Raw genomic sequence first — 25100 nt, 5'->3', positions numbered from 1 at the left:
GGATCAGAGTTCCGGGGTCCGGGCCAGCTGACGGCGGGAGGTGACGTCGAGCTTCCGGTAGATCTTGCGGAGGTGGTAGTCGACGGTGCTCGCGCTGATGAACAGCTGGGCGGCGATCTCCGCGTTGGTCGCACCGGCCCTGGCGAGCCGGGCCACGGTCAGCTCCTGCGGAGTGAGGGCGCCCGCGGCGTCGGCCGGTCCGCGCCGCGGATTCTCCCCGGTCGCCGCCAGTTCCTGGGCGGCACGGGCCGCGTAACGCCGCGCGCCCATCCGGTCGAACGTCCGCAGCGCTTCGCGCAACTGCTCCCGGGCGTCCCGGCGGCGCTTGCGGCGGCGCAGCCACTCCCCGTACAGCAGGTGTGCCACGGCCAGATCGGCGCGGGCGTCGGTACCGGCGAGCAGCGACAGCGCCTCACGGTAGAGCGGCTCGGCCTCGTCCGCCGGCGCGAGCAGGGCCCGGCATCGCGCCAGCAGGCCCAGCGCCCACGGGGTGCCGGTGGCCTCGGCGCGGGCGGTCAGGGTGCGCAGGGTCACCGTGGCCCCCACCCGGTCGCCACAGCGGACGGCCGCCTCGACCAGGTGGGGGAGGAGACGGGAGTGGTAGCCGAGCGCGTCGTGGCCGACCAGTTCACGGGTGATGGTGCGAGCCCGGGCGTAGTCGCCGCCGCCGAGGGCGAGGACCGCCATGCCGATGCGGGCGATCGACTCGACGGCGCCGTTGCCGAGCCAGGTGCCGGCCTGCATCGATCCGGTCAGCAGCGCGTCGAGGCCGTCGACCTCGGCGTGCCAGGCGAGGAGTTCGGGGTGCCGGTACATCGCCCACATCTCGTCGGTGGCGCCGATCGCGGCACGGATCTCGTTGCCCTCGGCGTGCAGCCCGTCGGCGACCGCGAGCCGGCCGAGACTGGTCTCGAGCATCACCGCGCAGTACAGGGCGGTGTCCAGCTGCATCAGGGCGCCCGCGGCGCGGGCCGCGTCCGCCGCCCGCCGGGTCACCGCGCGCTGGGCCTCCTCGTCCCACAGCATCATCGACAAGGTGATGGCGGGCAGAAAGGTCAGCAGCACCTCCTCGTCCGGTGTGTCCGGCTCCAGCACGTGCGCGTGGGCCGCCCGCATGTGCGGCACCGCGCGCTCGTAGCCGTCGGTGACCAGCACGGCGAACGCCCGCAGCACCAGCCCGACGCCGGTGACGGGCCCCTCGCGGGGAACCAGTTCGTCCACGGCCCGGGCGATGTCGGCCATGGTGATGTCCCGCATCAGATGCTCCGCGGTGAACGCCCGGTCCACCGCCCGCAGCAGCGCCCGGCCGGCCGACTCAGGCGCCTCGTCGCCGAAGGCGCGCGCCGCGTACAGGCAGAGCGCGGGTGCGCGGGCGAAGGCCCCCGTGTCGCCGAGCAGGCTGATCGCGTGCGCTCGGACGAGCAGTGCCCGGCCCCGCCCCACGCCGTCGAGGAGATCGACCTCGACCAGGTCCAGCAGCGACTCCGCCTGCAACGGCGCGCCCGCCGCCAGGGCGGCCTCGGCAGCGCCGACCAGCCGTCCGGTTCGCGTCCCGGCCTCGGGCGTCAGTTCGGCCGCCCGGGTCAGGAACGCGGCGCGGGCCGCGTAGCCGCCCCGGGCCCCCGCCCGGTCGGCCGCCCGTTCCACCTCCTCGGCGACCCGGGCGTCCGGGCCGAGCGCGGCGGCGGCCCGGTGCCAGGCCCGCACATCGACGTCGGCGGGACGGTCGGTTACCCGGGCCAGTACCCCGTGCGTCCGTCTGCGCTGCACGCTCGTCGCGCCGCCGTACACCGCGGACCGCACCAGCGGGTGCCGGAAGGCAGCCCGGGCCCGCAGCGTCACGAGCCGCGCGGCCTCGGCCGGGCCCGACGCCTCGGGACCGAAGCCGAGCAGCCGGGCCGCGTGCGTGAGGTACCCCAGGTCGCCCGCCGGCTCGGTGGCGGCGAGCAACAGCCACTCCTGGGTGGCCGCGGGCAGTTCGCGGACCTGCCGGAGGTAGTGCGCCTCGAGCCGGCTGCCCACGGGCAGTGGCTCGGGCAGAGCCAGTCCGCCCGAGAGCTGCTCGGCGGACAACTCCGAGCCGAGATCGGCCAGGGCGAGCGGATTCCCGGCCGTCGCCGCCACGATCCGTGCCGCCACGCGCGCGTCCAGCGGCCTGCCGGCCGCCTCGCGCAGCAGCTCCAGCGCGAACGGCTCCGCAAGACCGGTCACGTCCGAGACGGTGATCCCCGCGGGCACCTCGAAGCCGGTGCGGGCCGCGAACAGCAGGCCGACGCCCTCCGCGTGCACCCGGCGCGCGACGAACGCGAGCGCGCCCAGGGACTCGTCGTCGACCCACTGGAGGTCGTCCACGCACACCAGCACCGGACGGCGCTTCGCGGTCTCCGCCAACAGGGTGAGCGTGGCGAGACCCACCAGAAAACGGTCGGCCGCGGGCCCCTCGGCCAGGCCGCAGGCGACCCGCAGCGCGGTGTGCTGCGGCCCGGGCAGCGCGCCGGGTTCCTTCAGGTGCCCGAGGAGCGGTACGAGCAGCCGGTGCAGCGCGGCGAACGGGAAAGCGGACTCCGCGTCGACCCCGGCCACCCGGAGCACGCGCAGATCGCCGGCCGCACGGGCCGCGTGGTCGAGGAGCGCGGTCTTGCCGATCCCGGCGTCACCGCGCAGCAGCATCGCCTCGCTCAGCCCGTCACGCACTCCGGCGACCAGAGCGTCGAGCCGCTCCCGCTCCGGTCCACGACCTATGAGGATCACACCAACGCCCTTCGAGGAGGCCCGGATGTGAAGGCCGTCGGCAGATTGTGCGAAGCACCGCCATTCAATCAAGGCGGAGCGGCCGGGACGACGGGATCAGCCGGTCCAGCCCGTCCGGACGGGCCGACGTACGCTCCACTTCTGAACCCACACCGATGTCAGGAGCGGCCGCGATGCAGTACGTGAAGCTCGGTTCGACGGGTCTGGACGTGTCCAGGATCTGTCTGGGCTGCATGACCTACGGACTCCCCGACCGGGGCGCGCACGAGTGGACCCTCGACGAGGCGGCGTCGCGCCCGCTCATCAGGCAGGCCCTGGACGCGGGTGTCACCTTCTTCGACACCGCGAACGTCTACTCCGACGGCACCAGCGAGGAGATCGTCGGCAGGGCCCTGCGCGACTTCGCCCGCCGCGACGAGATCGTGCTCGCGACGAAGGTGAACGGCCGGATGCGGCCCGGACCCAACGGCGCCGGACTCTCCCGCAAGGCGATCCTGTCCGAGATCGACCACAGTCTGCGCCGCCTCGGCACCGACTACGTCGACCTCTACCAGATCCACCGCTTCGACCCGCACACCCCGGTCGAGGAGACGATGGAGGCACTGCACGACCTGGTGAAGGCGGGCAAGGTCCGTTACATCGGGGCGAGTTCGATGTACGCCTGGCAGTTCTCCAAGATGCAGTACACCGCCGAGCGGCACGGCTGGACCAGGTTCGTGTCGATGCAGAACCACTACAACCTCCTCTACCGCGAGGAGGAGCGCGAGATGCTGCCGCTCTGCGCGGACCAGGGTGTCGGTGTACTGCCGTGGAGCCCGCTGGCCCGCGGCCGCCTCACCCGTGACTGGGGCACCGAGACCGGCCGCAGTTCCACGGACGGCTTCGGCGGCTCCCTCTACCCGGAGGACGACCGCGGCACCGTCGAGGCGGTCACCCGCATCGCGGCCGACCGGGGCGTCCCCCGCGCCCGGATCGCCCTCGCCTGGCTCCTCCACCAGCCCACGGTGACCGCCCCGATCATCGGAGCCGCGAAGCCCCACCACCTCGAGGACGCGGTGGCCGCCACCGAACTGGTCCTGACCGAAAAGGAGTTGGCGGAACTGGAGGAGCCCTACCGGCCCCACCCGATCGCCGGCCACTGAAAGCGCCCCGTCAGGGCGCGGGGAACCGCGCGACCAGCCCCCCGCGCACCGGCAGCCGAAGAGCCACCCGGCGAGCGGAGCGCTAGTGCGGGCCTTGCGGTGCGAACTCGGTACCGCAGGGCCCCGCCCCCTCGCTGACCGCCAGTGGCACTCGCTCACCACCCATCGACACCGTCCGGTAGTACTGCCCAATGCGCTCCGCCGACTGCCCCGCGTAGTGCCCGATGAACGACCGCCGGAACCGGTCTCCGCCGGCGTTGGGCCCCGACCCGTGCACCAGGCTGCCGTTGAAGAACAGCACGTCACCCGGCGCCATGTCGACCGGCACCGCGGCGAGCCCGGGCGGCGGCGGCACGTACTCGCGCGCGAACGACACCTCCGCGTCCGCCTCCTCGGGGCAGAACAGCCCCATCCGGTGGGTGCCGGGCACGACCTCCAGCCCGCCGTTGTCCCGGTCGATCACGTCACAGGCCAGCCAGGCCGCCACACAGGTGCCCGGCTCGACCCGCAGATAGAAGTTGTCCTGGTGCAGCGCCTGGCCCCGGGCGCCCGGCGGTTTGAAATAGAACATGCTCTGCGCGGCCAGCACCTCCTCGCCGAGCAGTTCCTCCAGCACGTTCCGCAGCCGCGCGTCCAGCAGCACCTGCCGGGCGAGGGAGCTGATCTCGTGCGGGTGCATCACCCTCGGGTACGCGTGCAGCGGGTCGGCGGTGCCGGGGCGCGGTTCGAAGTGCCCGGGCACCGGCCGCCCGGCCGCGTGCAGCTCCGTGAACTCGGCACACAGCCGCTCGACCTCGTCGTACCCGAACAGCCCGCGTACGACGGTGAAGCCGTCCTCCCGGTACTGCCGCAGCCCCGCGCGGGTCAGGACGGGTGCCCCGGCGGCGCCGGTGTCCGTGACGGTCATACTTGCCCTCCTCGGTCCACTGGTCTCGACCGCCACGCTAGGCCGACGCACCCCCCGGGAGGATGCCCATGCGTGCTGACGACCTGCCCAGGACTGCCGGGCCCGCCGACCCGTCCCCGCCACCCGGCCTGGTGGTGGTCGGACACTTCGACGAGGACGCCGGGTACGGCGTCAACCGTCCCCAGGGCTCGGACAGTTGGCTGTTCACCTGGACGACGGGCGGACGCGGCCGGCTGCGGCAGGGCGGGAGCGAGGTACGGGCCGGCGCCGGAGACCTGGTGGTGCTCGCGCCGGGCGTCCCGCACACCTATGCCGTCGAACCCGGCTCCCGGCACTGGCGGTTCTGGTGGGCGCACTGCCAGGCCCGGCCCTCCTGGACACCCTGGCTCCGCCCCTACGCCACCGGCGACGGCCCGGACGGTCTGTACGCCGTCGGCCCCGTCCCGGCCGCGTTGCACGACCGGATGGCGGGAGCCTGGCGACGCCTGCACGCGGACGCCCGGTGGACCGGTGCTTCTCCAGGCCACCCACGAACAGCGCGCGGCGCACCGGGCGATGCCGAACTGCCGACCGGTGACCTGGGGATCGTGGTGGCCGAGGGCTCCGCGGCCCGCGAACTCGCCCTGTGCGGGCTGGAGGAGGCCCTCCTCGTGGCGGCCGCCTCGGCCCGGCCTCCCGCCTCCCCGCCCGGCCTCGACGACCGGGTGCGCCGGGCACAGGCGCGGATGGCGGCGGATCCCGGCGCCCCGCACACCGTCCGCTCGCTCGCCGCGGAGGTCGCGCTGTCGCCCTCGCGCTTCGCCCATCTCTTCACGGAGCAGGTCGGCCGCTCCCCGATGCGGGACCTGCTCGAGACGAGACTGAGCCATGCCGCCCGGCTGCTGGAGGGCACCGACCTGTCCGTGGAACGCGTGGCGTCGGCCTCGGGCTTCGCGAGCGCGTTCCACTTCAGCCGCGTCTTCCGCGCCCGCCACGGCACTCCGCCGGGCGCGTACCGGGACGGAATGCGGCCGGCAATTACCGTCCTGAAAGGCACGTCGAAAGGGGCGCCAAAAGGGACACCGATACCGTGACCACCCCACAGCGGTTACGCGGTTGACGTTTCGTCAAAATTATTCGGCCCACACGCAATGCACGAAACCGCGAGATCCCTTGTTCCGCCTGGTCCGGCTGTGCAAAGGTGAGCCCTGTCGGCGCTCGGACAACGATTTCCCCGATGCGCGCGAGACACCTCCCGTTCACACCCCCCACGCTTCAAAAGAGCGGTACCCCCCGCGGACGTCAGAGGTGCCGAACCCTGTGCGAGCCGATCCCGCTTCGTGGGCGGGATCGCATACCCGATGGTATGGACTTTATGCCGCATGCCCCCGGAAGGAATGCAGACCGTGAATGACGCAGGCCTGTCGAATTCCCCTTCGGCGCGCCGCTTCGACGCGACGGACGAACAGCTGAGCTCCGAGCTGAAGAAGTGGACGGGGGCGTCACCCGCACTGCATCCCGTCGGTGAGCTGCTGGACCGCCACTGGGCGGCCGCTTTCGCCTACGCACGGCTGTGCACCGACGGCGAGCGCGCGGCGGGCATGCTCACCACGGCCGCCTTCACCCGGCTGTTCGGTGAGAGCCTGCGCCAGAACGGGCCGACCGCCGCCTGGCGCCCCCATCTGCTGGTGACCGTGCGCCGCATCGCCGGTGAATGGGACGCCGACGGCCGTCGTGACCTGCTGCACCCGGCGCTGCGCTCCGAGGGCGAGGACGGCGACCGCGCCGCCGCCCGGCTGCTGCCGCCGCTGAACCGGCGCATCCTGTCCCGGGCGTTCCAGCGGCTGCCCCAGTCCGCGCGCTGCCTGCTCTGGCACATCGAGGTCGAGGCCGAGCCCCTGGCGGTCCCGGCCGGACTGCTGGGGCTCGAGGAGGAGGGCGCCCGGGTCGAACTGCGCCGGGCCCGCGAGCGGCTGCGCGAGGAGTGCCTCCAGGTGCACCGCGAACTCGCCACCGACGACGAGTGCCACCGCTACGACCGGCTGCTGGACGTCACCTGCCGCCGCGGCGGTGCCGACCTCGACCCCGATCTGCGCGGTCACCTGGAGCGCTGCCGGCACTGCCTGCACACCGCCGACCAGCTGCGGCAGTTCGAGGGTCTGCTCGGCGCCGCCCTGGCCGAGGGCATCCTGGGCTGGGCCGCCGCGGCCTACGTCGAGGTCAGGATGGCCGGCGACGGCGAATCCGGTGAGACCCCCGCGGAGCGGCCCCGGAGCTACTCGGGCGAGGCCTTCACCGACGGGACCCCCGCCCTCGCGGCGCCCGGCACCGACGCAGGAGCGAACCCCCGCGCCGGGCTGCGTGCCGGGGCGATCGCCCGCATCGGATCGCGGGTCGGCGCCGCCGCACGCACCGGGGCCGGATCCGGCGCCGACTCCCGCCCCGGTGGGAGCCGTTCGGCCCAGAAGGCGGCCCGCCGCGCCCGCCGCCGCAATCTCGCCGCCGCCGTGCTGACCGTGAGCGGGCTGGTCGTGCTGCCGCTCGGCGTGTGGGCCGCCATCGGCTCCGGGGACGGAGCAGCGCCCGGCGCCGGCAGCGAGTCGGCGAAGACCCCGGCCCCCGGGACGGACACGGCGACCTCCGACCCGTCCTGGGTCGACGTCGGTGAGGACGCCCAGGGCACCCTGCGCGGCCGGCTGCACAACGTGGCCTCCGGGCTGTGCATAGGCATCGTCGGCACCAAGGCCGTCAGCGGCGCCGAGACCGAACTCGCCGCCTGCTCCTCGGTGGCCGGCCAGCAGTGGTCGTACGAACCGGACGGGCTGGTGCGCAGCGCCGCCAACGCCGATCTGTGTCTCGACTCCCACCTGGGCTTCTCGGTGCGGCTGGCCCCGTGCGCGGGAGCCTCCCAGCCCGACCCCAAGAACGTCCGGTACGACTTCACGCTCCAGGGCACGCTCGTCCCGCGCTCGGGCCAGAACCTCGCGCTGGCGCCCGCCGCCACCGACGGATCGGGCGCCCTCGTCCTGAAGAACCGGGTGGACAGCGCGGCCCAGCGCTGGGTGATCGACACCTCGCAGCCCGACCCGCAGATGCAGTTCGTCAACTGGGGCGCCGACAGCACCTCCTCGGGCACCCCGGCGCCGACCCCGACGCCCAAGGCCGCGAAGCCCCCGGCGCCCACGCCGTCCGCCACCCCGACCACCACGAGCCCGACGGGCTCCTCCTCGGGCTCCACCACCACGTCCTGCTCGTACTACACCTATTACTACTGCTCCTGGGGCGGCCAGTCGGGCTCGTCCGGCGGCTCGGGGTACGGCTACGGCGGCTCCGGGTACGGCGGCGGCTCCGGGGGATACGGCTCGGGCTCCGGGTTCGGCGGCGGGCGCAACTGACCCGGGCGGTCAGACGCCGACCACCTGGAGCGAGGCCCACAGCGCCACGACGGCCGGGACCAGCGCGGCCGGCACCGTGAGCAGACCCAGCCGGGTGAACTCCCCGAGCCCGACACGCTCCGCACGCGCCTGCACCACGCGTCGCCACAGCAGCGTCGCCAGCGATCCGGCGTAGGTGAGGTTCGGGCCGATGTTCACCCCGAGCAGCACCGCGAGCACCGCCCCGGTCCCGGCCGGGGCGGCGAGCGGCACCAGGACCAGCACCGCGGGCAGGTTGTTTATCAGGTTGGCCAGGACGGCGGCCAGCGCGGCGACCGCGAGCAGGGCGAGCAGGCCCGAGCCGTCCGGCAGGACCTGCCGCAGCGCGTCGGCGAGTCCGTTGTCGACGACCGCGCGCACCACGATGCCGAGCGCCAGCACGAACGCCAGGAACCCCGGCGCGGCGGCCCGCACCACGGCGACCGGTGTCACCCGTCGCCGCACCAGCGCGCGACCGGCCATGACCAGGGCGCCGGCGAACGCGGCCCAGGCCGGCTCGATCCCGACGGCGGACGCCACCACGAACCCGACGAGCGTGCAGGCGACCGTGATCAGCGCGAACAGCGGCAGCTCGGGCGCCGGGCCGTCGTCGGCGGCGGGCTCGGCGGCCGGCAGGTCGTCGGCGAAGAAACGCCGGAAGACCAGGTACTCGGCGCCGATCGCGACCACCCAGGGCAAGGCCATCAGGGCGGCGAACCGGGTGAAGCTCAGCCCGCTCGCCTCGAACGCCAGCAGGTTGGTGAGGTTGGAGACCGGCAGCAGCAGCGAAGCGGTGTTCGACAGGTGCGCGCAGGCATACACGTGCGGCCTGGCGCGCACGCCCATGCGGGCGGCGGTGGCGAACACCACCGGCGTCAGCAGCACCACGGTCGCGTCCAGACTGAGCACGGCGGTGATCACCGAGGCCAGCACGAACACCGCGACCAGCAGGCGGCGGGGGCTGCCCGCCGACTTCCGGGCCATCCACGCCCCGCACGCCGTGAAGAGACCCTCGACGTCGCACAGGTGCGCCAGCACCAGCACCGCCGCGAGGAAGCCGACGACCGGTCCGAGCCGCTCGGCCTCCGCCAGCGCGTGCTCCGGCGAGACCGCGCCCAGGGCGATCACCAGTGCGGCGGCGGGGACGGCGACAAGCGCCTCGGACCGCCCGGCGGGGCGCAGCACCGCCCATCCCAGGGCGGCGGCGAGCAGGACGACGGACAGCGTTTCGGCGAGCGGGGAGTTGATGTGTGTCTCCGGGAGCGGGGTGCGGTGATGCCCGCCCATCTGACTGGTCCGGGTGTCCATCCATGAAAACACGCGGGGGTAAAGCGCCGGCCAAGCGCCCGGGTGGCCGCCTCACTCCTCGTCGAGCAGGCTCAGCTCCGCCCAGATCGTCTTGCCCTCCGGGGTGTGCCGACTGCCCCAGCGCTGGGTGAGCTGGGCGACCAGCAGCAGACCGCGGCCGCCCTCGTCCCAGGTCTTCGCCCGGCGCAGGTGCGGGGCGGTGTGGCTGGTGTCGGACACCTCGCAGATCAGCGTGGCCGCGTCGTGGATCAGCCGGAGCCGGATGGGATGGGCGCCGTAGCGTATGGCGTTGGTGACCAGTTCGCTCACCACCAGCTCGGTGGTGAAGGAGGCCTCGCTCAGTCCCCAGCGGGAGAGCTGGTCGACCGCTTGTTTGCGGATCGGCGCGACCAGCGAGGGGTCGGCGGGGATGTCCCAGGTCGCGACCTGGGAGGCGGGCAGGCCCCGGGTGCGCGCGAGCAGCAGGGCCACGTCGTCGGCGGCGCCGCCGGGCGGGAGCAGGGCGTGCAGGATCCGGTCGCAGGTCTCGTCCAGGGAGTCCGAGTACGCCGCCAGCGTCTCGCTCAGCAGCCGGAGAGCGGAGTCCACCTCCCGCTCGCGGGACTCCACGAGGCCGTCGGTGTAGAAGGCGAGCACGCTGCCCTCGGCGAGCTCCAGCTCGGCCGACTCGAAGGGCAGCCCGCCCAGGCCCAGCGCGGGACCGGCAGGCAGCTCGACCCGGCGGGCCGGGCCGTTCGGCCGCAGCACCACGGGCGGGGGGTGCCCGGCCCGGGCCAGCGTGCAGCGTCGCGACACGGGGTCGTACACCGCGTACAGACAGCTGGCGCCGACCTCGCCGGGGTCGCCGTCGCCGCCGGCCTCCTCCGACAGCCGGACGACCAGGTCGTCCAGGTGGGTGAGCAGCTCGTCGGGGGCGAGGTCGATGTCGGCGAGGGTGCGCACGGCGGTGCGCAGCCTTCCCATGGTGGCCGAGGCCTGGATGCCGTGCCCGAGGACGTCCCCGACGACCATGGCGACACGCATCCCGGACAGCGGGATCACGTCGAACCAGTCGCCGCCGACCCCGGCGCGGGCGGCGGGCAGATAACGGGAGGCGGCGTCGACGGCGGCGGTGCGGGGCAGGGAGCGAGGCAGCAGGCTGCGCTGGAGGGCGAGGGCCGTCTCACGCTCGCGGGAGAACCGGCGGGCGTTGTCGATGCAGACGGCGGCCCGGGCCGTGATCTCCTCGGCCAGCAGCACGTCGTCCGGGGTGAACGGGTCCGGCCGGCGGAACCGGGTGAGGACGGCGACGCCGAGCGTCATGCCGCGCGCCTGGATCGGCACGGACATCGTGGAGTGGATGCCGAGCTCGCGCACCCGGGCGCCGCGCGCCGGGTCCCAGGCGAGCCAGGCGTCCAGACCGCCCCCCGCCAGGGAGCCGATGATGGTGTGTCCCGCGACCAGCGAGTCGGCCTGCGGCGACCCGGTCGGGTACTGCTGTACCTCGCCGGGCTTGGCCACCGCCTCCGGGCTGCCGGCGTGCACCGAGTGGTGCGCGGCACGCCGCAGCCCCACCGGCGGGCTGAACCGGCTCGGCAGCTCCCCGCCGTCCTGCGGGTCGAGCAGGTCGACGCTGACGAAGTCGGCGAGCGCGGGCACGCAGACCTCCGCCAGTTCCTGAGCCGTCCGGATGACGTCGAGGGTGCTGCCGATGCGCACGCTGGCCTCGTTGACCAGTTGGAGCCGCTCGCGTGCGAGGTAGTTCTCGGTGAAGTCGTGGGCGGACAGGCACACGCCCCGGACCCGGCCGTCGGTGTCGACGACCGGCGCCATCCGGGCCAGCCAGGCGTGGGCCCGCGATTCGCCGCCGGTGCGGATGTACGTCTGCACGTCCTGCGGCCGGCCGCTGGTGAGCACCTGCAGCATGTGCTGTTCGAGCTCCGTGCTCTGTGGTCCGCCGCCGATCTCTGCGAGCCGGAGCCCCCGGACCCGTTCCTCGGGCAGTCCGATGACCTCGCGCATCGCGTCGTTGAGCCGCCGCAGTCGCAGCCGTTCGTCGTAGACGGCCACGGCGCAGGGGGACTGGACGAGGCCCGCCGCGGCGAGGAGAGCGTCCGACGGGTCGGCGCCGCCCCCGGCGAGCGGGGTGACGACGAGCCACTGCCCCGGGTCGTCGGCCCGGGCGGGGAGACGGTGGGCGAGCAGCCACACCCGGACCGGGCGGCCGTCGCGATGGCGCAAAGTGACCGTTCCGTCCCAGCGGGTACCGGTGAAGTCGGGTGTCCCGTCGGCCAGCAGTTCCGTGGCGGGCCGGCCCAGGACATCCGCCGGGGTCCAGCCCAGCAGGGCCCGGGCGCCCTCGTTCCACCCGATCAGCGCGCCGGAGTCGTCGACGACCGCCCGGGCCGTCGCGGCCTCGTCGAACGGATACTCCGGGCTCATCTCGGCACTCCATCGCGGACACTCACAGTGAACAGGCACGTCACTTCCGTTCCAGCCTAGTGTGTCCCGCTCCCCGGCGGACGGGAACCCCCAGGGCTCGGCTGAACAGCGAGTTCCCGTCGGGGTCAAGAGCTAAAACCGGCCGATCCCGTGCGATCCCTGCGCGATCCCCGGGTGAGGGAGCCCCGGTCCGCCGCCGGAGCGGGCGGGCGCGTCGGGCCCCTTGACGGGCAGGAGCGGCCCGTCGTCAGATTCTGTTTGTTAACGATCAGTTGTGAGTACTTCTGGTTCCTGATGAGGGAGAGCCGACCATGACGGTCACTCGCAGATCGGTCCTTCTCGCGTCCGCGGCCGCACCGGCCGCCGGAGCGCTCCTCGGCACACCGGCGGCACAGGCCGCCGCGGACGCCGTGCGCGCATCCGGCCGCCGCACGGTCGCGCTGCGTGACGGCTGGCGCTTCGCGCTGGCCAACCCGGGCGGGATCACCGACCCGACCGGGCAGTACGCGGACGCCGCCGCCCCCGGCTACGACGACTCGACCTGGCGCGCGGTGGCGGTCCCGCACGACTGGAGCATCGAGCAGACGCCCACCACACAGAACGGCACGACCAGCGGCACCGGCTTCTTCCCCGGTGGCCTGGGCTGGTACCGCCTCGCCTTCACCCTGCCGCCCGGCCATGCGGGCCGGCGGATCTCGGTCGAGTTCGACGGCGTCTACATGGACTCGTACGTCTACTGCAACGGCACCGAGGTCGGCCACCACCCCTACGGCTACACCGGTTTCGCCTTCGACCTCACCGACCTGCTGCACACCGACGGCACCACCGAGAACGTGATCGCGGTCAAGGTGCAGAACCGGCTCCCGAGCAGCCGCTGGTACTCCGGCAGCGGCATCTACCGCGAGGCCCGCCTGGTGGTCACCGAACCGGTGCACGTGGAGCGCTGGGGCACGTACGTCACCACCCCCGAGGTCACCGACGAACGGGCCGTCGTCCGGGTCGCGACCACCGTGGCGAACGCGTCCGGCGCGGGCGCGGACGTCGAGGTCGTCTCACGCGTCCTCGCCCCGAACGGCCGCACCGTCGCCCGCGCCTCCTCCACGGTCGCCGTCGCCGACCGGGCCACGCAGACCCAGGAACTCACCGTGACCGACCCGCAGCGATGGGACTTCGAGACCCCGCGCCGCTACACCCTGGAGACCGAGCTGCGGGTCGCCGGCCGGGTCACCGACACCTATCGCACCCCGTTCGGCATCCGCACCTTCCGCTTCGACCCGGACGAGGGATTCCACCTCAACGGCAGCCACGCCAAGATCAAGGGCGTCGACCTGCACCACGACCTCGGCGCGCTCGGCGCCGCGATCAGCGTCGACGCCGTCCGCAGACAGATGACGATCATGAAGTCCATGGGCGTCAACGCCTTCCGCACCTCCCACAACCCGCCGTCCCCGGAGATGATCCGGATCTGCGAGGAGCTGGGCATCGTGATGCTGGTGGAGGCCTTCGACTGCTGGAAGACCGGCAAGACGCGGTACGACTACGGGCGGTTCTTCGACGAGTGGTGCGAGCGGGACGCCACCGAGATGGTGCTCGCGGCCCGCAACTCGCCCGCCGTCCTGCTGTGGTCCATCGGCAACGAGATCACCGACTCCACGTCCACCGCCGGTCTCGCCATGGCGGACCGGATCATCACCGCGATCAGGGCCGCGGACGACACCCGTCCGCTCATCATCGGCTCGGACAAGTACCGCACCCCGCCCGCCAAGGGCTCCGCCGCCGACCTGATGCTCGCCAAGCTGGACGGCCTCGGCCTGAACTACAACACCGCCAAGTCGGTGGACGTCCTGCACGCGACCTACCCGCACCTCTTCCTCTTCGAGTCCGAGTCGTCCTCGGAGACCTCGACCCGCGGCGCCTATCAGGAACCCGAGCACCTCAACACCGGCGAGAACCACACCCCCGGCAGGCGGGCGACCTCCTCCTACGACAACAACCTCGCCTCCTGGACGATGAGCGGCGAGTACGGGCACAAGAAGGACCGCGACCGGAAGTGGTTCACGGGTCAGTTCCTGTGGTCCGGCATCGACTACATCGGTGAACCCACCCCGTACAACGTCTTCCCGGTGAAGGCGTCCTTCTTCGGCGCGGTCGACACGGCCGGGTTCCCGAAGGACATGTACCACCTCTTCCGGAGCCAGTGGGTCGACGAGCCGATGGTCCATCTGCTGCCGACGACCTGGAACCACGAGGCGGGCGACACGGTCGAGGTGTGGGCCTATTCCAACGTCGACACCGTGGAGCTCTACCTCAACGGAAAGTCCCTGGGCGTAAGGAAGTTCGACACCAAGAAGACCGTCGACGGCCGTTCCTACCTGGAGACCACCGAGGCCACCGGCGACGACAAGACCTTCACCACCGGCCCCTATCCCGGCAGTTACACCAGCCCGAACGGCAGCGCGGGCAAGCTGCATCTGACATGGCGGGTGCCCTACCGGCCGGGCGAGCTGAAGGCGGTGGCCCGCCGGGGCGGCAGGACGGTCGCCACCGACGTGCTGCGCACGGCCGGCGCCCCGCATGCCGTACGCCTCACCCCGGACCGCACGTCCCTTCCCGCGGACGGGCGGTCACTGGTCTTCGTCACCGCCGACGTGGTCGACGCGCACGGGACCGTGGTGCCCGACGCCGAGCACCTCATCTCCTTCGAGGTCGGCGGCGGCTCTCTCGCCGGTCTCGACAACGGGCGCGAGGAGAGCGCCGAGCGCTATCAGGCCAGCACACGCACCGCCTTCCACGGCAAGGCCCTCGCCATCGTGCGCTCCGGCACCGGGGCCGGCGCCCTGAGGGTGACCGCCCGCGTGGAGGGGCTGCGCAAGGGCACCGCCACCGTGCGCACCACGCCCGCCCGCTCGAAGGCGACCACACCGCCCGCCGCCTTCACTCCCGACCTGCCGGCGCCGGTGAACCACCCCTACGCGGACGCCAGTTACTCCGGCCGTCCGGACACACTGCCCGCCGCCCTGCTGGACGGTGACCCCGCCACCGGCTGGTCCAACGCCTTCGCCAAGTCGGCCACCGCCCTGCTGCCCGCCTTCAACGGGGCCAGGCCGCGGGACTGGGTCTCGGTGGACTACGGGCGCACCCGGGACTTCGACCGGGTGGAGGTGTCCTTCACCGTCGACGCCACGCACAGCCTGCCCGCGACGGTCGAGGCGGAGGTCTGGGACGGCGACCGCTATACGCCGGTCACCGGGGCGACCGTCGACTGGGCCACCGCCTCGGACACGCCGACGGCTCTCACCTTCGACCCGGTCCGCGGCTCCAGGCTGCGGCTGACCCTGACCAGCAGCGCACCCGGCACACCCCAAGGAGCGGTCCGCATCACCAAGCTGGAATCCTGACCGGCCGACCCGGCCGGAGCAGCGCAACCGGCTGAACCGGCTGAAGAGGCCGGCCCGTACCGCCCGGACCAGTCCGGGCGGTACGGGCCGGCCGGTGCTGGTGCCGTCCGGTCACCCCGCGCCCAGGACGCCTCAGCGCGCGTCGGCCGCCTCGAAGGTCACCTTCGCCGTGTCCACGGTGCCCGCGGCACGCCCGGGTGCGCTCTGCCACGACCAGTACAGGTTGGTGTGGGCCATCACCTGCTCCGGCGCCGGAGCGCCGTACTTGCTCAGGTCCTCCGTCGTGTGCGCGTCGCCGACCAGCGTCACGTCGTATCCCCGCACGAAGGCGCCGTGCAGCGTCGAGCGGATGCACGCGTCGGTCTGCGCCCCGGTGACGACGACCCGGCCCACCCCGCGCTCCGCGAGCACCGACTCCAGCTCGGTGGCCTCGAAGGAGTCCTGGTAGGTCTTGTGGACGAGCGGCTCGGCGTCGAGGCGGACCAGTTCCTCGACGTACTCCCAGTTCTCGCTGCCCCGTTCGAGGTCGTCGTCGGAGTGCTGTACCCAGACGACCGGCACGTCCTGCGCGCGGGCCGCGTCGATCAGGGTGTGGATGTTCGCGATCACCTCGTCGCGCCGGGGCGCGCCCGCCACCACGCCCTTCTGGACGTCGATCACGAGCAGGGCGGTGTTCGGCCGGTCGGGCAGGGTGGTCATGGAGAACTCCGGTTCCTCGTCATGGGTGATCGGTGCTCGGACGGTCCACATTAGGACGCGCCACTGACGACGACCTCGAAGCCATTTCGTCCGGACCGTTGACGGAGTGTCATGACTCCAACAACCATGTCCTGCGACCCCGCTCTGGGAGCGCTCCCACGAGATGGCACCCGCATCCCGTACGGAGCGTCCCGCACCTCCCCGAGGAGCCCGGACGTGAAACGACGCAGAACCACCCTGCTGTCCCTCGCGGCCCTGCTGGGCGCGGCGCTCACCGCGCTGCCCGCGCAGCAGGCCGGTGCCGAGGAGGTCGAACAGGTCAGGAACGGCGGCTTCGGCACCTCCGCCGACCCGTGGTGGACCAGCAACGTCACCGCCGGTCTCAGCGACGGCCGGCTGTGCGCGGACGTGCCGGGCGGCACCGTCAACCGTTGGGACTCCGCCATCGGCCAGGACGCGATCACCCTGGTGAAGGGGTCGTCGTACCGCTTCTCCTTCAGCGCCTCCGGGGTGCCCGAGGGGCATGTGGTGCGGGCGATCGTGGGCCTCGGTGCCTCCCCGTACGACACCTGGTACGAGGCGACCCCGGTGCTGAACGAGTCGGGAGACGCCTACACGTACACGTTCACCTCGCCGGTCGACAGCACCCAGGGCCAGGTCGCCTTCCAGGTCGGCGGGAGCGCCGATCCCTGGCGGTTCTGTCTGGACGACGTGTCGCTGCTGGGCGGGGTGCCGCCGGAGGTGTACCAGCCCGACACCGGGCCACGCGTGCGCGTCAACCAGGTCGGCTATCTGCCGGCCGGACCGAAGAACGCCACCCTGGTCACCGACGCCGGCGCGAAGCTGCCCTGGCAGCTCAAGAACGGCTCCGGGGCGACGGTCGCGCACGGCTGGAGCGTGCCGCGCGGACTCGACGTCTCCTCCGGACAGAACGTCCACTCCATCGACTTCGGCGGCTACCGCACGCGTGGGACGGGCTTCACGCTGGTCGCCGACGGCGAGACCAGTCGCCCCTTCGACATCGGCACGGCCGACTACGACCGGCTGCGGCTGGACGCGGTCAAGTACTACTACACGCAGCGCAGCGGCATCGCGATACGGGACGACCTGCGGCCCGGGTACGGCAGGGCGGCCGGTCACGTGAACGCGGCCCCCAACCAGGGCGACTCCGCGGTCCCGTGTCAGCCCGGGGTGTGCGACTACACCCTCGACGTCACCGGCGGCTGGTACGACGCCGGCGACCACGGCAAGTACGTCGTCAACGGCGGCATCGCCACCTGGGAGCTGCTGAGCACCTACGAGCGTTCCCGGCTCGCCCGCACCGGCGACCCGGCCGCTCTCGGCGACGGAACGCTCGCCCTCCCGGAGAGCGGCAACAAGGTGCCGGACATCCTCGACGAGGCCCGCTGGGAGCTCGACTTCCTGCTGAAGATGCAGGTGCCGGACGGGCAGCCGCTCGCCGGCATGGCCCACCACAAGATCCACGACGAGCAGTGGACCGGCCTGCCGCTGCTGCCGGGCGACGATCCGCAGAAGCGCGAACTGCACCCGCCGACCACCACCGCGACCCTCAACCTGGCCGCCACGGCCGCCCAGGCGGCCCGCCTGTACCGGCCCTACGACAAGGCCTTCGCGGCGAAGGCGCTGACGGCCGCGCGCAAGGCCTTCGCGGCGGCCCTCGCGCATCCGGACGTGTACGCCGACCCGAACGACGGCATCGGCGGCGGCGCCTACAACGACGACGACGCGACCGACGAGTTCTACTGGGCGGCCGCCGAGCTGTACCTCAGCACGGGGGAGAAGCAGTTCGCCGACAAGGTGGTGAACTCCCCGGTGCACACGGCCGACATCTTCGTCCCCAACGGCTTCGACTGGTCCCGCACGGCCGCCGCCGGCCGCCTCGACCTGGCGACCGTCCCGAACCGGCTGCCCGGCCGCGACAAGGTCCGCGGATCGGTCGTGCGGGGTGCCGACACGTATCTCGCCACGCTGGCCGGACAGCCGTACGGCATGCCCTACGCCCCCGACGGCAACCGCTACGACTGGGGTTCCAGCCACCAGGTCCTCAACAACGCGGTGGTCATCGCCACGGCCTACGACCTCACCGGCGCCTCGAAGTACCGGGCGGGGGCCGTCCAGAGCATGGACTACGTGCTCGGGCGCAACGCGCTCAACCTGTCGTACGTCACCGGCTACGGCGAGGTGAACGCCCACCACCAGCACAGCCGCTGGTACGCGCGCCAGCTGGACCCGAACCTGCCGGACCCGCCGCGGGGGACCCTGGCGGGCGGCGCGAACTCGAGCATTCAGGACCCCTACGCGCAGGGCAAGCTCCAGGGCTGCGTGGGCCAGTTCTGCTACATCGACGACATCCAGTCCTGGTCCACGAACGAGACCGCGATCAACTGGAACGCGGCGCTGGCCCGACTGGCCTCCTTTGTGGCGGACCAGGGATAGGACGGGATCGGCAACCGGATCGGCCACCGGATCGGCAAACGGATCGGCAATAGGCCCTGCCTGATCGGCAGTGTGCAGGGTCGAACACCTTCCGGTACCGCGCGGTCATCAGTTTGACCTGGGGATATTTACGAGTAAGTACCCGCGCGGTACCGTGAAGGGCATGCCAGCCCTCAATGTGGAATTCAGCGATCGCGAGCTGGAGGACCTGCGGCAGATCGCCAAGGAACGCGGTACGTCGATGAAGGCACTCGTGCGGGAGGCGGCCGCCGCCGACATCGCGCGGCACCGGGCGCTCCAGGAGGGCGCGGAGGCCTTCCGCAGGTTCTTCGCCTCGCACGCGGACGAGTTCGCCGCCGCCTTCCCCGAGGACGAACGCTCCGTGCGGGGCGAGGGGCGGGTCGCCTGACCGATGACCTCCGTCATCCACATCGACGTGCCCTGGCTGCTCCAGCGCCACGAAGAGGTTCTGCCGGAGCAGCCCACCGTCAACGACTTCTCGGCGCTGGTCGCCGCCGTCGCCCGGCACCGGGTCGATCCGCCCAAGCTCGGCGTGGACTCCGACCCCGCCTGGCGGGCCGCCGCGCTGCTGCACACCCTCACCGTGCTCAAGCCCCTGCCCTCGGCCAACGCCCGCTTCGCCTGCGCGACGGCGGTGGCGTACATGTTCACCAGCGGGGTCGGTATCGATCCGCCGTACGGCGCGCTCGTCGACCTCGCCCGCGATCTGCTGGACGGCAAGACGGACGTCTACGGCGCGGCGGACCGGCTGCGGTCCTGGCAGATATAGGCAAAGCGCAAAGCGTTCAGGGCCGCCGGCCGAGGGCGGGAGGAACAAGGCCGGCGGCCGTTTCGCGCAGGAGAGCCGCCGTCCTGCGCGGGGCCTCCGAGGAAGTGGCCGGTTCCAGCCAACTGCACGGGCCGGTGCGGCGGGAGAGTGCGCGGCGCCCTGCCGCGTGCGCGTGTTTCACACGGGGCGCAGGGGCGAATTCCGGCCGGGCCGGCAGAGGTCGTGGAAAGGCGCGATGCCCGGTCCGAGCCGGCCCTGCCTATCGACTTTTTATCAACAAGGCGCAGCTTCAGCCGTCGCCTTGTTGTGCGCGACTCAGTTGTGCAAAGGTGAACCGCCCGTGCGGGGGGTCATGACCAAACCCCCCGCGTTCGTCGGCGGAGGCGAATTCACGCTCCCTGCCGCACCGGACAGGTACGTACCAAAGGAATGCGCTCAGTGCCCACCCCTCAGCCTCCTCGTCCGCCCTACCCTCCGCAGGGCGGGGGTCCCGGAGAATCCGACGAGTCACTCGCCGCGGGTATACGCGGCGGCGCGGACAGCGAGGTCGCCCAGTCCACCGCTCTGCTGATCGCCCGGCACTGGCGGCCGGTGCACGAGTACGCGGTCATCTGCCTCGCCTCCTCCGGGAGCGTCGCGTCCATGGTCACCGCGGGTGCCTTCCACCAGGTCCTCGACCGGCTGAAGCTGGGCGAGCCGGGGACCGCGCTGCGGCCCCGACTGCTGGTGACCGTGCGGGACATGGCCCGGCTGTGGTCCGCGGACGAGGAACTGTCCGGCGTGCTGCCGGTGCTGCGCAAGCCGGCCGGCGCCCGGGGGATGCGGGCCGCGAAGTCCATGATCCCGGAGAACCGGGTGCTGGCGGAACGCTCGTTCCAGGGTCTTCCCGCGGTCGCCCGGTGCGTCCTGTGGCATGTGGAGGTCGAGGCCGAAGACGTCACCGTCGCCGCCGGTCTGCTCGGTATGGACACCGATACCGTGACCGCGGTCCTGGAGCAGGCCCGGGACAAACTGCGTGAGGGAGTCGTCCGGGCCCACCGGGAACTCGCGCCGAGCAAGGACTGCCGCTTCTACAACCGGCTTCTCGACGTCCCGATCCGCCGCGGCGGCGACCTCCTGCCGGACGTGCGCAAGCACCTGGACGAGTGCCGCTACTGCCGTGCCGCCGCCGAACAGCTCGGCCACTTCGAGAGCGGCCTCGGTGTGCTGCTCGCCGAGGCGGTGCTCGGCTGGGGCGCCCGCCGCTACCACGACACCCGCCCCGGCCGCGCCAGGCAGCAGACCGTGCGGATCAAGGGCTCCGCACGGCACGGCGGCCGTGGCGGCCGAGGCACCCGCGGCAGGGGTGGCAACCTGTTCTCGCGCATCCCCTCGCCCCGTCGGCGGTCGTCGGGGGAGAGCCGTTCACCGCGCGCGCTGTTCACCGGTGTCGGCCTGGCCTCGGCGGGTCTGCTGACCACCCTGCTCGCCGCCGGCATGTGGTCCGACGACGGCGGCGCCGACCCGGCCGCCTCCACCAGCGGCAGCGTCCCCGGCATCGACTCGCAGGCCGCCACCGCCTCGCCGACCGCCCCGGACACCGCCCAACTGCCCACCGCGCCCCGGCAGACCAGGCTGCGCAACGCAGCCGCCGACCTCTGCCTGGACGTCCGGGGCGAGGCGAGGGCGGGCGCCTCCGTCGAACTGGCGGACTGCTCCTCCGACGCGACCCAGCAGTGGTCGTACGACGACGACGGACAGTTGCGCAGCGTCGCCGGGCCCGGCCTGTGCGTGGACTCGCACGCGGACGCCGGGGTGGTCATCCTCGGTGCGTGCGTGGACGAGACCGACGCCCGGGGGGACGACGTCCGCTACGACCTCACCGTGCAGGGCGAGTTGCTGCCCCGCTGGGACGACGCGCTCGCCCTCGCACCGGCCGGTGAGGAGCCGGGCGCGGACGTGGTCGTGAAGGTCCGCGACCACTCCACCGGCCAGCGCTGGCTCACCGACGTCGCCTCCGCCACGCCCGGTTCGCTCGCGGTCACCGGCACGGACGCGCCGGCGTCGGCCCAGCCGGTCGACCTGGCGGACGGCACCGCCTGAGGCACGAGGTACGCGCGCCCCGGCGGGCCCGCGGGCACGGCGGTGACCGGTGGCCGCGGCTACCGGACCGCCGTCACCCGACCGCGTCACCCGCCTGCCGTCACCCGGCGTCCTCGACGAGGTCCGCCGGGCCCACGGTCCCGGGCCCGGCGTGGCCGGACAGTGCCAGGGTGAGGTCGAACTCGGCGAGCAGGCAGCGGATCACGTGCTCGACGCCCGGCTGTCCGTCCAGGCCGAGGCCGTAGACGTAGGGGCGGCCGAGGAGTACCGCACGCGCGCCGAGGGCGAGTGCCTTGAAGACGTCGTCGCCGGTGCGCACCCCGCTGTCGAACAGCACCGTCAGCCGGTCGCCGACCGCCCGCGCCACCCGGGGCAGCGCGTCGGCGGCCGCGACCGAACCGGCGACCTGGCGGCCCCCGTGGTTGGAGACCACCACGCCGTCCATCCCGGCGTCGGCGGCCAGCCGGGCGTCGTCGGGGTGCAGCACGCCCTTGAGGACGATCGGCCCGTCCCAGTTCTCCCGCAGGAACGCCAGGTCCGGCCAGGTCTTGCCGGGGTCCGCGAACAGACTCACGAAGTGCAGTACGGCCGCGTTCGGGTCCTCGTGCACCGGCTTGGCCAGGCCTGCCAGGAAGGCCGGGTCGGTGAAGTAGTTGGCGGTGCCCACGCCGTGCAGGAACGGCAGATAGGCCTGGTCGAGGTCGCGGGGCCGCCACGCCAGCAGCGGGGTGTCCAGGGTGACGACGAGCACCGTGAACCCGCTCGTCCGCGCCCGCCGCAGGAAGCTGCGGGTCACCTCGCGGTCCTTGGACCAGTACAGCTGGAACCAGCGCTCGGCGTCCCCCATCGCCTCGGCCACCTGCTCGATCGGCGTGCTCGACGCCGACGACAGGACGAACGGCACCCCCTGCGCGGCCGCCGCCCGGGCCGCAGCGGACTCGGCCTCCGGATGCATGATCGACAGCACGCCGACGGGCGCGAGGGCGAGCGGCGCGGGCAGGGCACGGCCCAGCACCTCGACCGACAGGTCCCGCTCGTGCACGTCCCGCAGCATGCGCGGCACGATCCGGCGACGCTCCAGGGCCGCACGGTTCGCCCGCGCCGTGCTGCCGTCCCCCGCGCTGCCCGCCACATAGCCGACCGGCCCCGGCCCGAGGCGCTGTTCGGTGAGCTCCTCAAGCCGGGTCAGGTCGGTGGGCAGCCGGGGGACCGCGCCCGTCATCCCGTTGAGATAGATCTCGTACTGGAAGTCCGCCCAGTGCTTCGCCATCCGTACGTCCCGCCTCTCGCCGTCCCGCGGTCCGGCGTCGTCGCCGTCGCAGGGCGACCATACCGGCGGGTCGGTCGCGCCGGTCCGGCGGTTCAGTCGACGGCCGACCCGGACGGTACGGCGGCTGGTTCGCCGGCGTCCGTGCCCGGACCGGTGATCGGCGGCACCGCCACCTCCACGGTCCTGGCCAGCCGCGGCCCCTCGGGCCCGTACACCGCCCGGGGTTCGGGGAACAGGCGCAGCAACGCCAGGTAGAGCACGGCGGCGACGGCCAGGGACAGCGGCAGGCCGATGTCGATGCCGTTCGCCAGATCACCCAGCGGGCCCACGAACTGGCCCGGGATGTTCGTGAACAGCACACCGAGCAGCGCCGACACCCACCAGGCGGTCATGCCGCGCCAGTTCCAGCCGTGCGCGAACCAGTAACGCCCGCCACGCTGACGGCGGTTGAAGACCTGGAGGGCTTCGGGGTCGTACCAGCCGCGCCGGGTGAAGAAGCCCAGCATCATCACGACCATCCACGGCGTCGTACACGTGATGATCATCGTGGCGAACGTCGAGATGGACTGCACCAGGTCCAGACCGAACCGGCCGACGAAGATGAACACGATCGACAGCAGACCGACCAGCACGGTCGCCTGCACCCGCGACAGCCGCGGGAACACCGACGAGAAGTCCAGACCGGTGCCGTAGAGCGAGGTCGTGCCCGTGGACATCCCGCCGATCAGGGCGAGCAGACACACCGGCAGGAAGAACCAGGACGGTGAGATCGCCAGCAGCCCGCCCACGAAGTCGGGGGCGGCCGGGTCGACGTACTCCGGGGCCTTCGACGCGATGATGCTCGCGGTCGCCAGGCCGAAGACGAACGGCAGCAGGGTCGCGATCTGCGAAAGGAACGCGGCGCCGACCACCCTGCGGCGCGGGGTGGTGGCCGGGATGTAGCGGGACCAGTCGCCGAGGAACGCTCCGAACGACACCGGGTTGGACAGCACGATCAGCGCCGCGCCGATGAACGACGGCCAGAACAGCGCGTCGGTGGCCGCGTCCGCTGAGTCGGTGAAGACGCCCGCGTACGACGCGTCGAAGTCGCCGGCGAAGGCGATCGCGCCGAGGAGGAACAGCACCGTGGCCGAGGCGACCGCGACCTTGTTGACGAACAGCATGAACCGGAAGCCGTACACGCACACCGCGAGCACCAGCCCGGCGAACACCGCGTAGGCGACGGCGTACGTCAGGTCGCCGCGGGAGAGGCCGAAGAGGCGGTGGGCGCCGCCGACCAGGGCGTCGCCGGAGCTCCACACGGAGATGGAGAAGAAGGCGATCGCCGTCAGCAGGGAGAGGAACGAGCCGACCACACGGCCGTGCACTCCGAGGTGCGCGGAGGAGGAGACCGCGTTGTTGGTGCCGTTGACCGGGCCGAACACCGCCATCGGGCACAGGATCAGCGCGCCCACGAAGACCCCGAGGAGGGTGGCGGCGAGGCCCTGCCAGAAGGACAGGCCGAAGAGGATCGGGAAGGCGCCGAGCACGCAGGTGGAGAAGGTGTTCGCGCCGCCGAAGGCGAGCCGGAACAGGTCGAGGGGGGTCGCGGTGCGCTCGGCGTCGGGGATGCGGTCCACACCGTGGGACTCGACCTCGGTGAGCGACGGGGGAGAGGCGGACGGCGCGGGTTCGGGGGACGGCGGGGTCAAGGGAGCTCCAGCAACAGGCGGTCGACGGTGGAGCGCGGGGTGGCGCGGCACGGTGAACGGCCGTCCGGTCGCGGGGTGGGCGACGCGGGCGGGTGCCGTCACTGATCGGGGTCTGCCGAACGTACGGCGTGGGCAAGACCCCGACCAGAGGGTGAATCATCCTTCTTCCGCGTCGGGAGTGGACGAATCCGCCACCTCTCCGTGACCGGGGCCGGAATCGGGGTCGGGGTCGGAGGCGGAGGCGGAGGCGGAGTTGGAGTCCGGGGCCGCGTCCGGTCCCTGGGCCCGCACCCGCTGGACCTGTTCGAGGGAGTCGCGCAGCTCGACGAGCCAGTCGTCGGTGTGGCGCTGGACCAGCCGGACGCACCAGGCGAGCGCGTCGCTGCGGCTGCGGGCCACTCCCGCGGCGATCAGGGTGTCGAGGACCTGGCGTTCGGGCTGCCGCAGCCGGGTCATGACGGGCGCGGCCACGTGGGTGAACAGGGCGCGCTCCCCGTCGCACACCACACCCCAGGACACCTTCCGGCGGAACCGGTGTTCGGCGTCGCGGGCCACGGCGATCCGGGTCTCCCGGGTGCGCTCCCGGAACTCCTGGATCCGGGCGGTGACCGCCGCCTCCCGCTCGGCGGCGGAAACGTCCTCGGCCAGCCGGGGCGCGGGGATGCGGCCGATCACGGTGATCTCCTCGCGGTCGACCGTCACCTCGGCGGGTTCCTCGAAGAGGTCGTCCGGCAGGCGGCCGGCGAACCAGCCCCTCAGCTTCTCTTTCTGCTCGGTCGTAATCATGTAATG

16 protein-coding genes are annotated in these 25100 nt (G+C 72.7%); 8 read left to right on the top strand and 8 right to left on the bottom strand.

Features of this window, described 5'->3' with window-relative positions; all coding sequences use genetic code 11:
* Nucleotides 1-3: 3 nt before the first annotated feature.
* The gene (locus OG933_RS05950; RefSeq protein ID WP_362519599.1) at nucleotides 4-2751 is read right to left on the bottom strand and encodes an AAA family ATPase; all 2748 of its coding nucleotides are present in this window, start codon (nucleotides 2749-2751) and stop codon (nucleotides 4-6) included.
* 173 nt (nucleotides 2752-2924) lie between these two features.
* Between OG933_RS05950 and OG933_RS05945 the strand changes: the two genes are divergently transcribed.
* Nucleotides 2925-3893: an aldo/keto reductase gene (locus OG933_RS05945; protein ID WP_405625744.1), complete on the top strand. Its 969-nt coding sequence runs from the start codon at nucleotides 2925-2927 to the stop codon at nucleotides 3891-3893.
* Nucleotides 3894-3975: 82 nt separating this feature from the next.
* On the opposite strand, the gene OG933_RS05940 is transcribed toward OG933_RS05945, so the two are convergent.
* Entirely contained in the window at nucleotides 3976-4800 is an 825-nt protein-coding gene (locus OG933_RS05940; RefSeq protein WP_405625742.1) for a phytanoyl-CoA dioxygenase family protein, read from the bottom strand.
* A 68-nt stretch (nucleotides 4801-4868) separates the two neighbouring features.
* On the opposite strand from OG933_RS05940, the gene OG933_RS05935 reads away from it, so the two are divergent.
* Entirely contained in the window at nucleotides 4869-5873 is a 1005-nt protein-coding gene (locus OG933_RS05935) for a helix-turn-helix domain-containing protein (RefSeq protein ID WP_405625740.1), read from the top strand.
* 303 nt (nucleotides 5874-6176) lie between these two features.
* Nucleotides 6177-8174: an RICIN domain-containing protein gene (locus OG933_RS05930; protein ID WP_362520091.1), complete on the top strand. Its 1998-nt coding sequence runs from the start codon at nucleotides 6177-6179 to the stop codon at nucleotides 8172-8174.
* A 9-nt stretch (nucleotides 8175-8183) separates the two neighbouring features.
* Here OG933_RS05930 and OG933_RS05925 read toward each other — a convergent pair whose 3' ends face one another.
* Together OG933_RS05925 and OG933_RS05920 are read right to left on the bottom strand one after the other, a co-directional pair.
* Complete coding sequence (locus OG933_RS05925) at nucleotides 8184-9479, bottom strand: arsenic transporter (RefSeq protein WP_362520094.1); 1296 nt, start codon at nucleotides 9477-9479, stop codon at nucleotides 8184-8186.
* A 72-nt stretch (nucleotides 9480-9551) separates the two neighbouring features.
* Nucleotides 9552-11921 carry a SpoIIE family protein phosphatase gene (locus OG933_RS05920; RefSeq protein WP_362519612.1) on the bottom strand — a complete coding sequence of 790 codons (2370 nt, stop codon included), beginning with the start codon at nucleotides 11919-11921 and terminating at the stop codon, nucleotides 9552-9554.
* 311 nt (nucleotides 11922-12232) lie between these two features.
* Between OG933_RS05920 and OG933_RS05915 the strand changes: the two genes are divergently transcribed.
* Nucleotides 12233-15319, top strand: coding sequence for a glycoside hydrolase family 2 TIM barrel-domain containing protein (locus tag OG933_RS05915; protein ID WP_405625739.1), 3087 nt, complete (start codon nucleotides 12233-12235; stop codon nucleotides 15317-15319).
* A gap of 132 nt (nucleotides 15320-15451) precedes the next feature.
* Here the strand turns inward: OG933_RS05915 and OG933_RS05910 are convergent, their stop codons facing one another.
* On the bottom strand, nucleotides 15452-16018 hold the full coding sequence (locus OG933_RS05910) for a cysteine hydrolase family protein (protein ID WP_362519618.1): 567 nt from the start codon (nucleotides 16016-16018) through the stop codon (nucleotides 15452-15454).
* A 216-nt stretch (nucleotides 16019-16234) separates the two neighbouring features.
* Here OG933_RS05910 and OG933_RS05905 point away from each other — a divergent pair, with 216 nt between their 5' ends.
* The 4 genes from OG933_RS05905 to OG933_RS05890 all read left to right on the top strand — a co-directional run bounded on the left by OG933_RS05905 (nucleotide 16235) and on the right by OG933_RS05890 (nucleotide 21347).
* On the top strand, nucleotides 16235-18475 hold the full coding sequence (locus OG933_RS05905) for a glycoside hydrolase family 9 protein (protein WP_405625738.1): 2241 nt from the start codon (nucleotides 16235-16237) through the stop codon (nucleotides 18473-18475).
* 163 nt (nucleotides 18476-18638) lie between these two features.
* Complete coding sequence (locus OG933_RS05900) at nucleotides 18639-18884, top strand: hypothetical protein (RefSeq protein ID WP_037735240.1); 246 nt, start codon at nucleotides 18639-18641, stop codon at nucleotides 18882-18884.
* A gap of 3 nt (nucleotides 18885-18887) precedes the next feature.
* The gene (locus OG933_RS05895; protein WP_020128970.1) at nucleotides 18888-19265 is read left to right on the top strand and encodes a hypothetical protein; all 378 of its coding nucleotides are present in this window, start codon (nucleotides 18888-18890) and stop codon (nucleotides 19263-19265) included.
* A 438-nt stretch (nucleotides 19266-19703) separates the two neighbouring features.
* Entirely contained in the window at nucleotides 19704-21347 is a 1644-nt protein-coding gene (locus OG933_RS05890; RefSeq protein WP_405625735.1) for an RICIN domain-containing protein, read from the top strand.
* 100 nt (nucleotides 21348-21447) lie between these two features.
* Here OG933_RS05890 and OG933_RS05885 read toward each other — a convergent pair whose 3' ends face one another.
* The 3 genes from OG933_RS05885 to OG933_RS05875 form a co-directional block, all read right to left on the bottom strand.
* Nucleotides 21448-22617, bottom strand: coding sequence for a lactate 2-monooxygenase (locus OG933_RS05885; RefSeq protein WP_362519627.1), 1170 nt, complete (start codon nucleotides 22615-22617; stop codon nucleotides 21448-21450).
* Between the two features lie 92 nt (nucleotides 22618-22709).
* The gene (locus OG933_RS05880; protein WP_405625733.1) at nucleotides 22710-24308 is read right to left on the bottom strand and encodes a purine-cytosine permease family protein; all 1599 of its coding nucleotides are present in this window, start codon (nucleotides 24306-24308) and stop codon (nucleotides 22710-22712) included.
* A gap of 156 nt (nucleotides 24309-24464) precedes the next feature.
* Nucleotides 24465-25094: a hypothetical protein gene (locus tag OG933_RS05875; protein WP_405625731.1), complete on the bottom strand. Its 630-nt coding sequence runs from the start codon at nucleotides 25092-25094 to the stop codon at nucleotides 24465-24467.
* Between the last annotated feature and the right edge of the window lie 6 nt (nucleotides 25095-25100).

The sequence above is a fragment of the Streptomyces sp. NBC_00016 genome, from assembly GCF_045040885.1.
Lineage (GTDB): Bacteria > Actinomycetota > Actinomycetes > Streptomycetales > Streptomycetaceae > Streptomyces > Streptomyces coriariae.
This window is presented reverse-complemented; position numbering and strand designations above follow the sequence as displayed.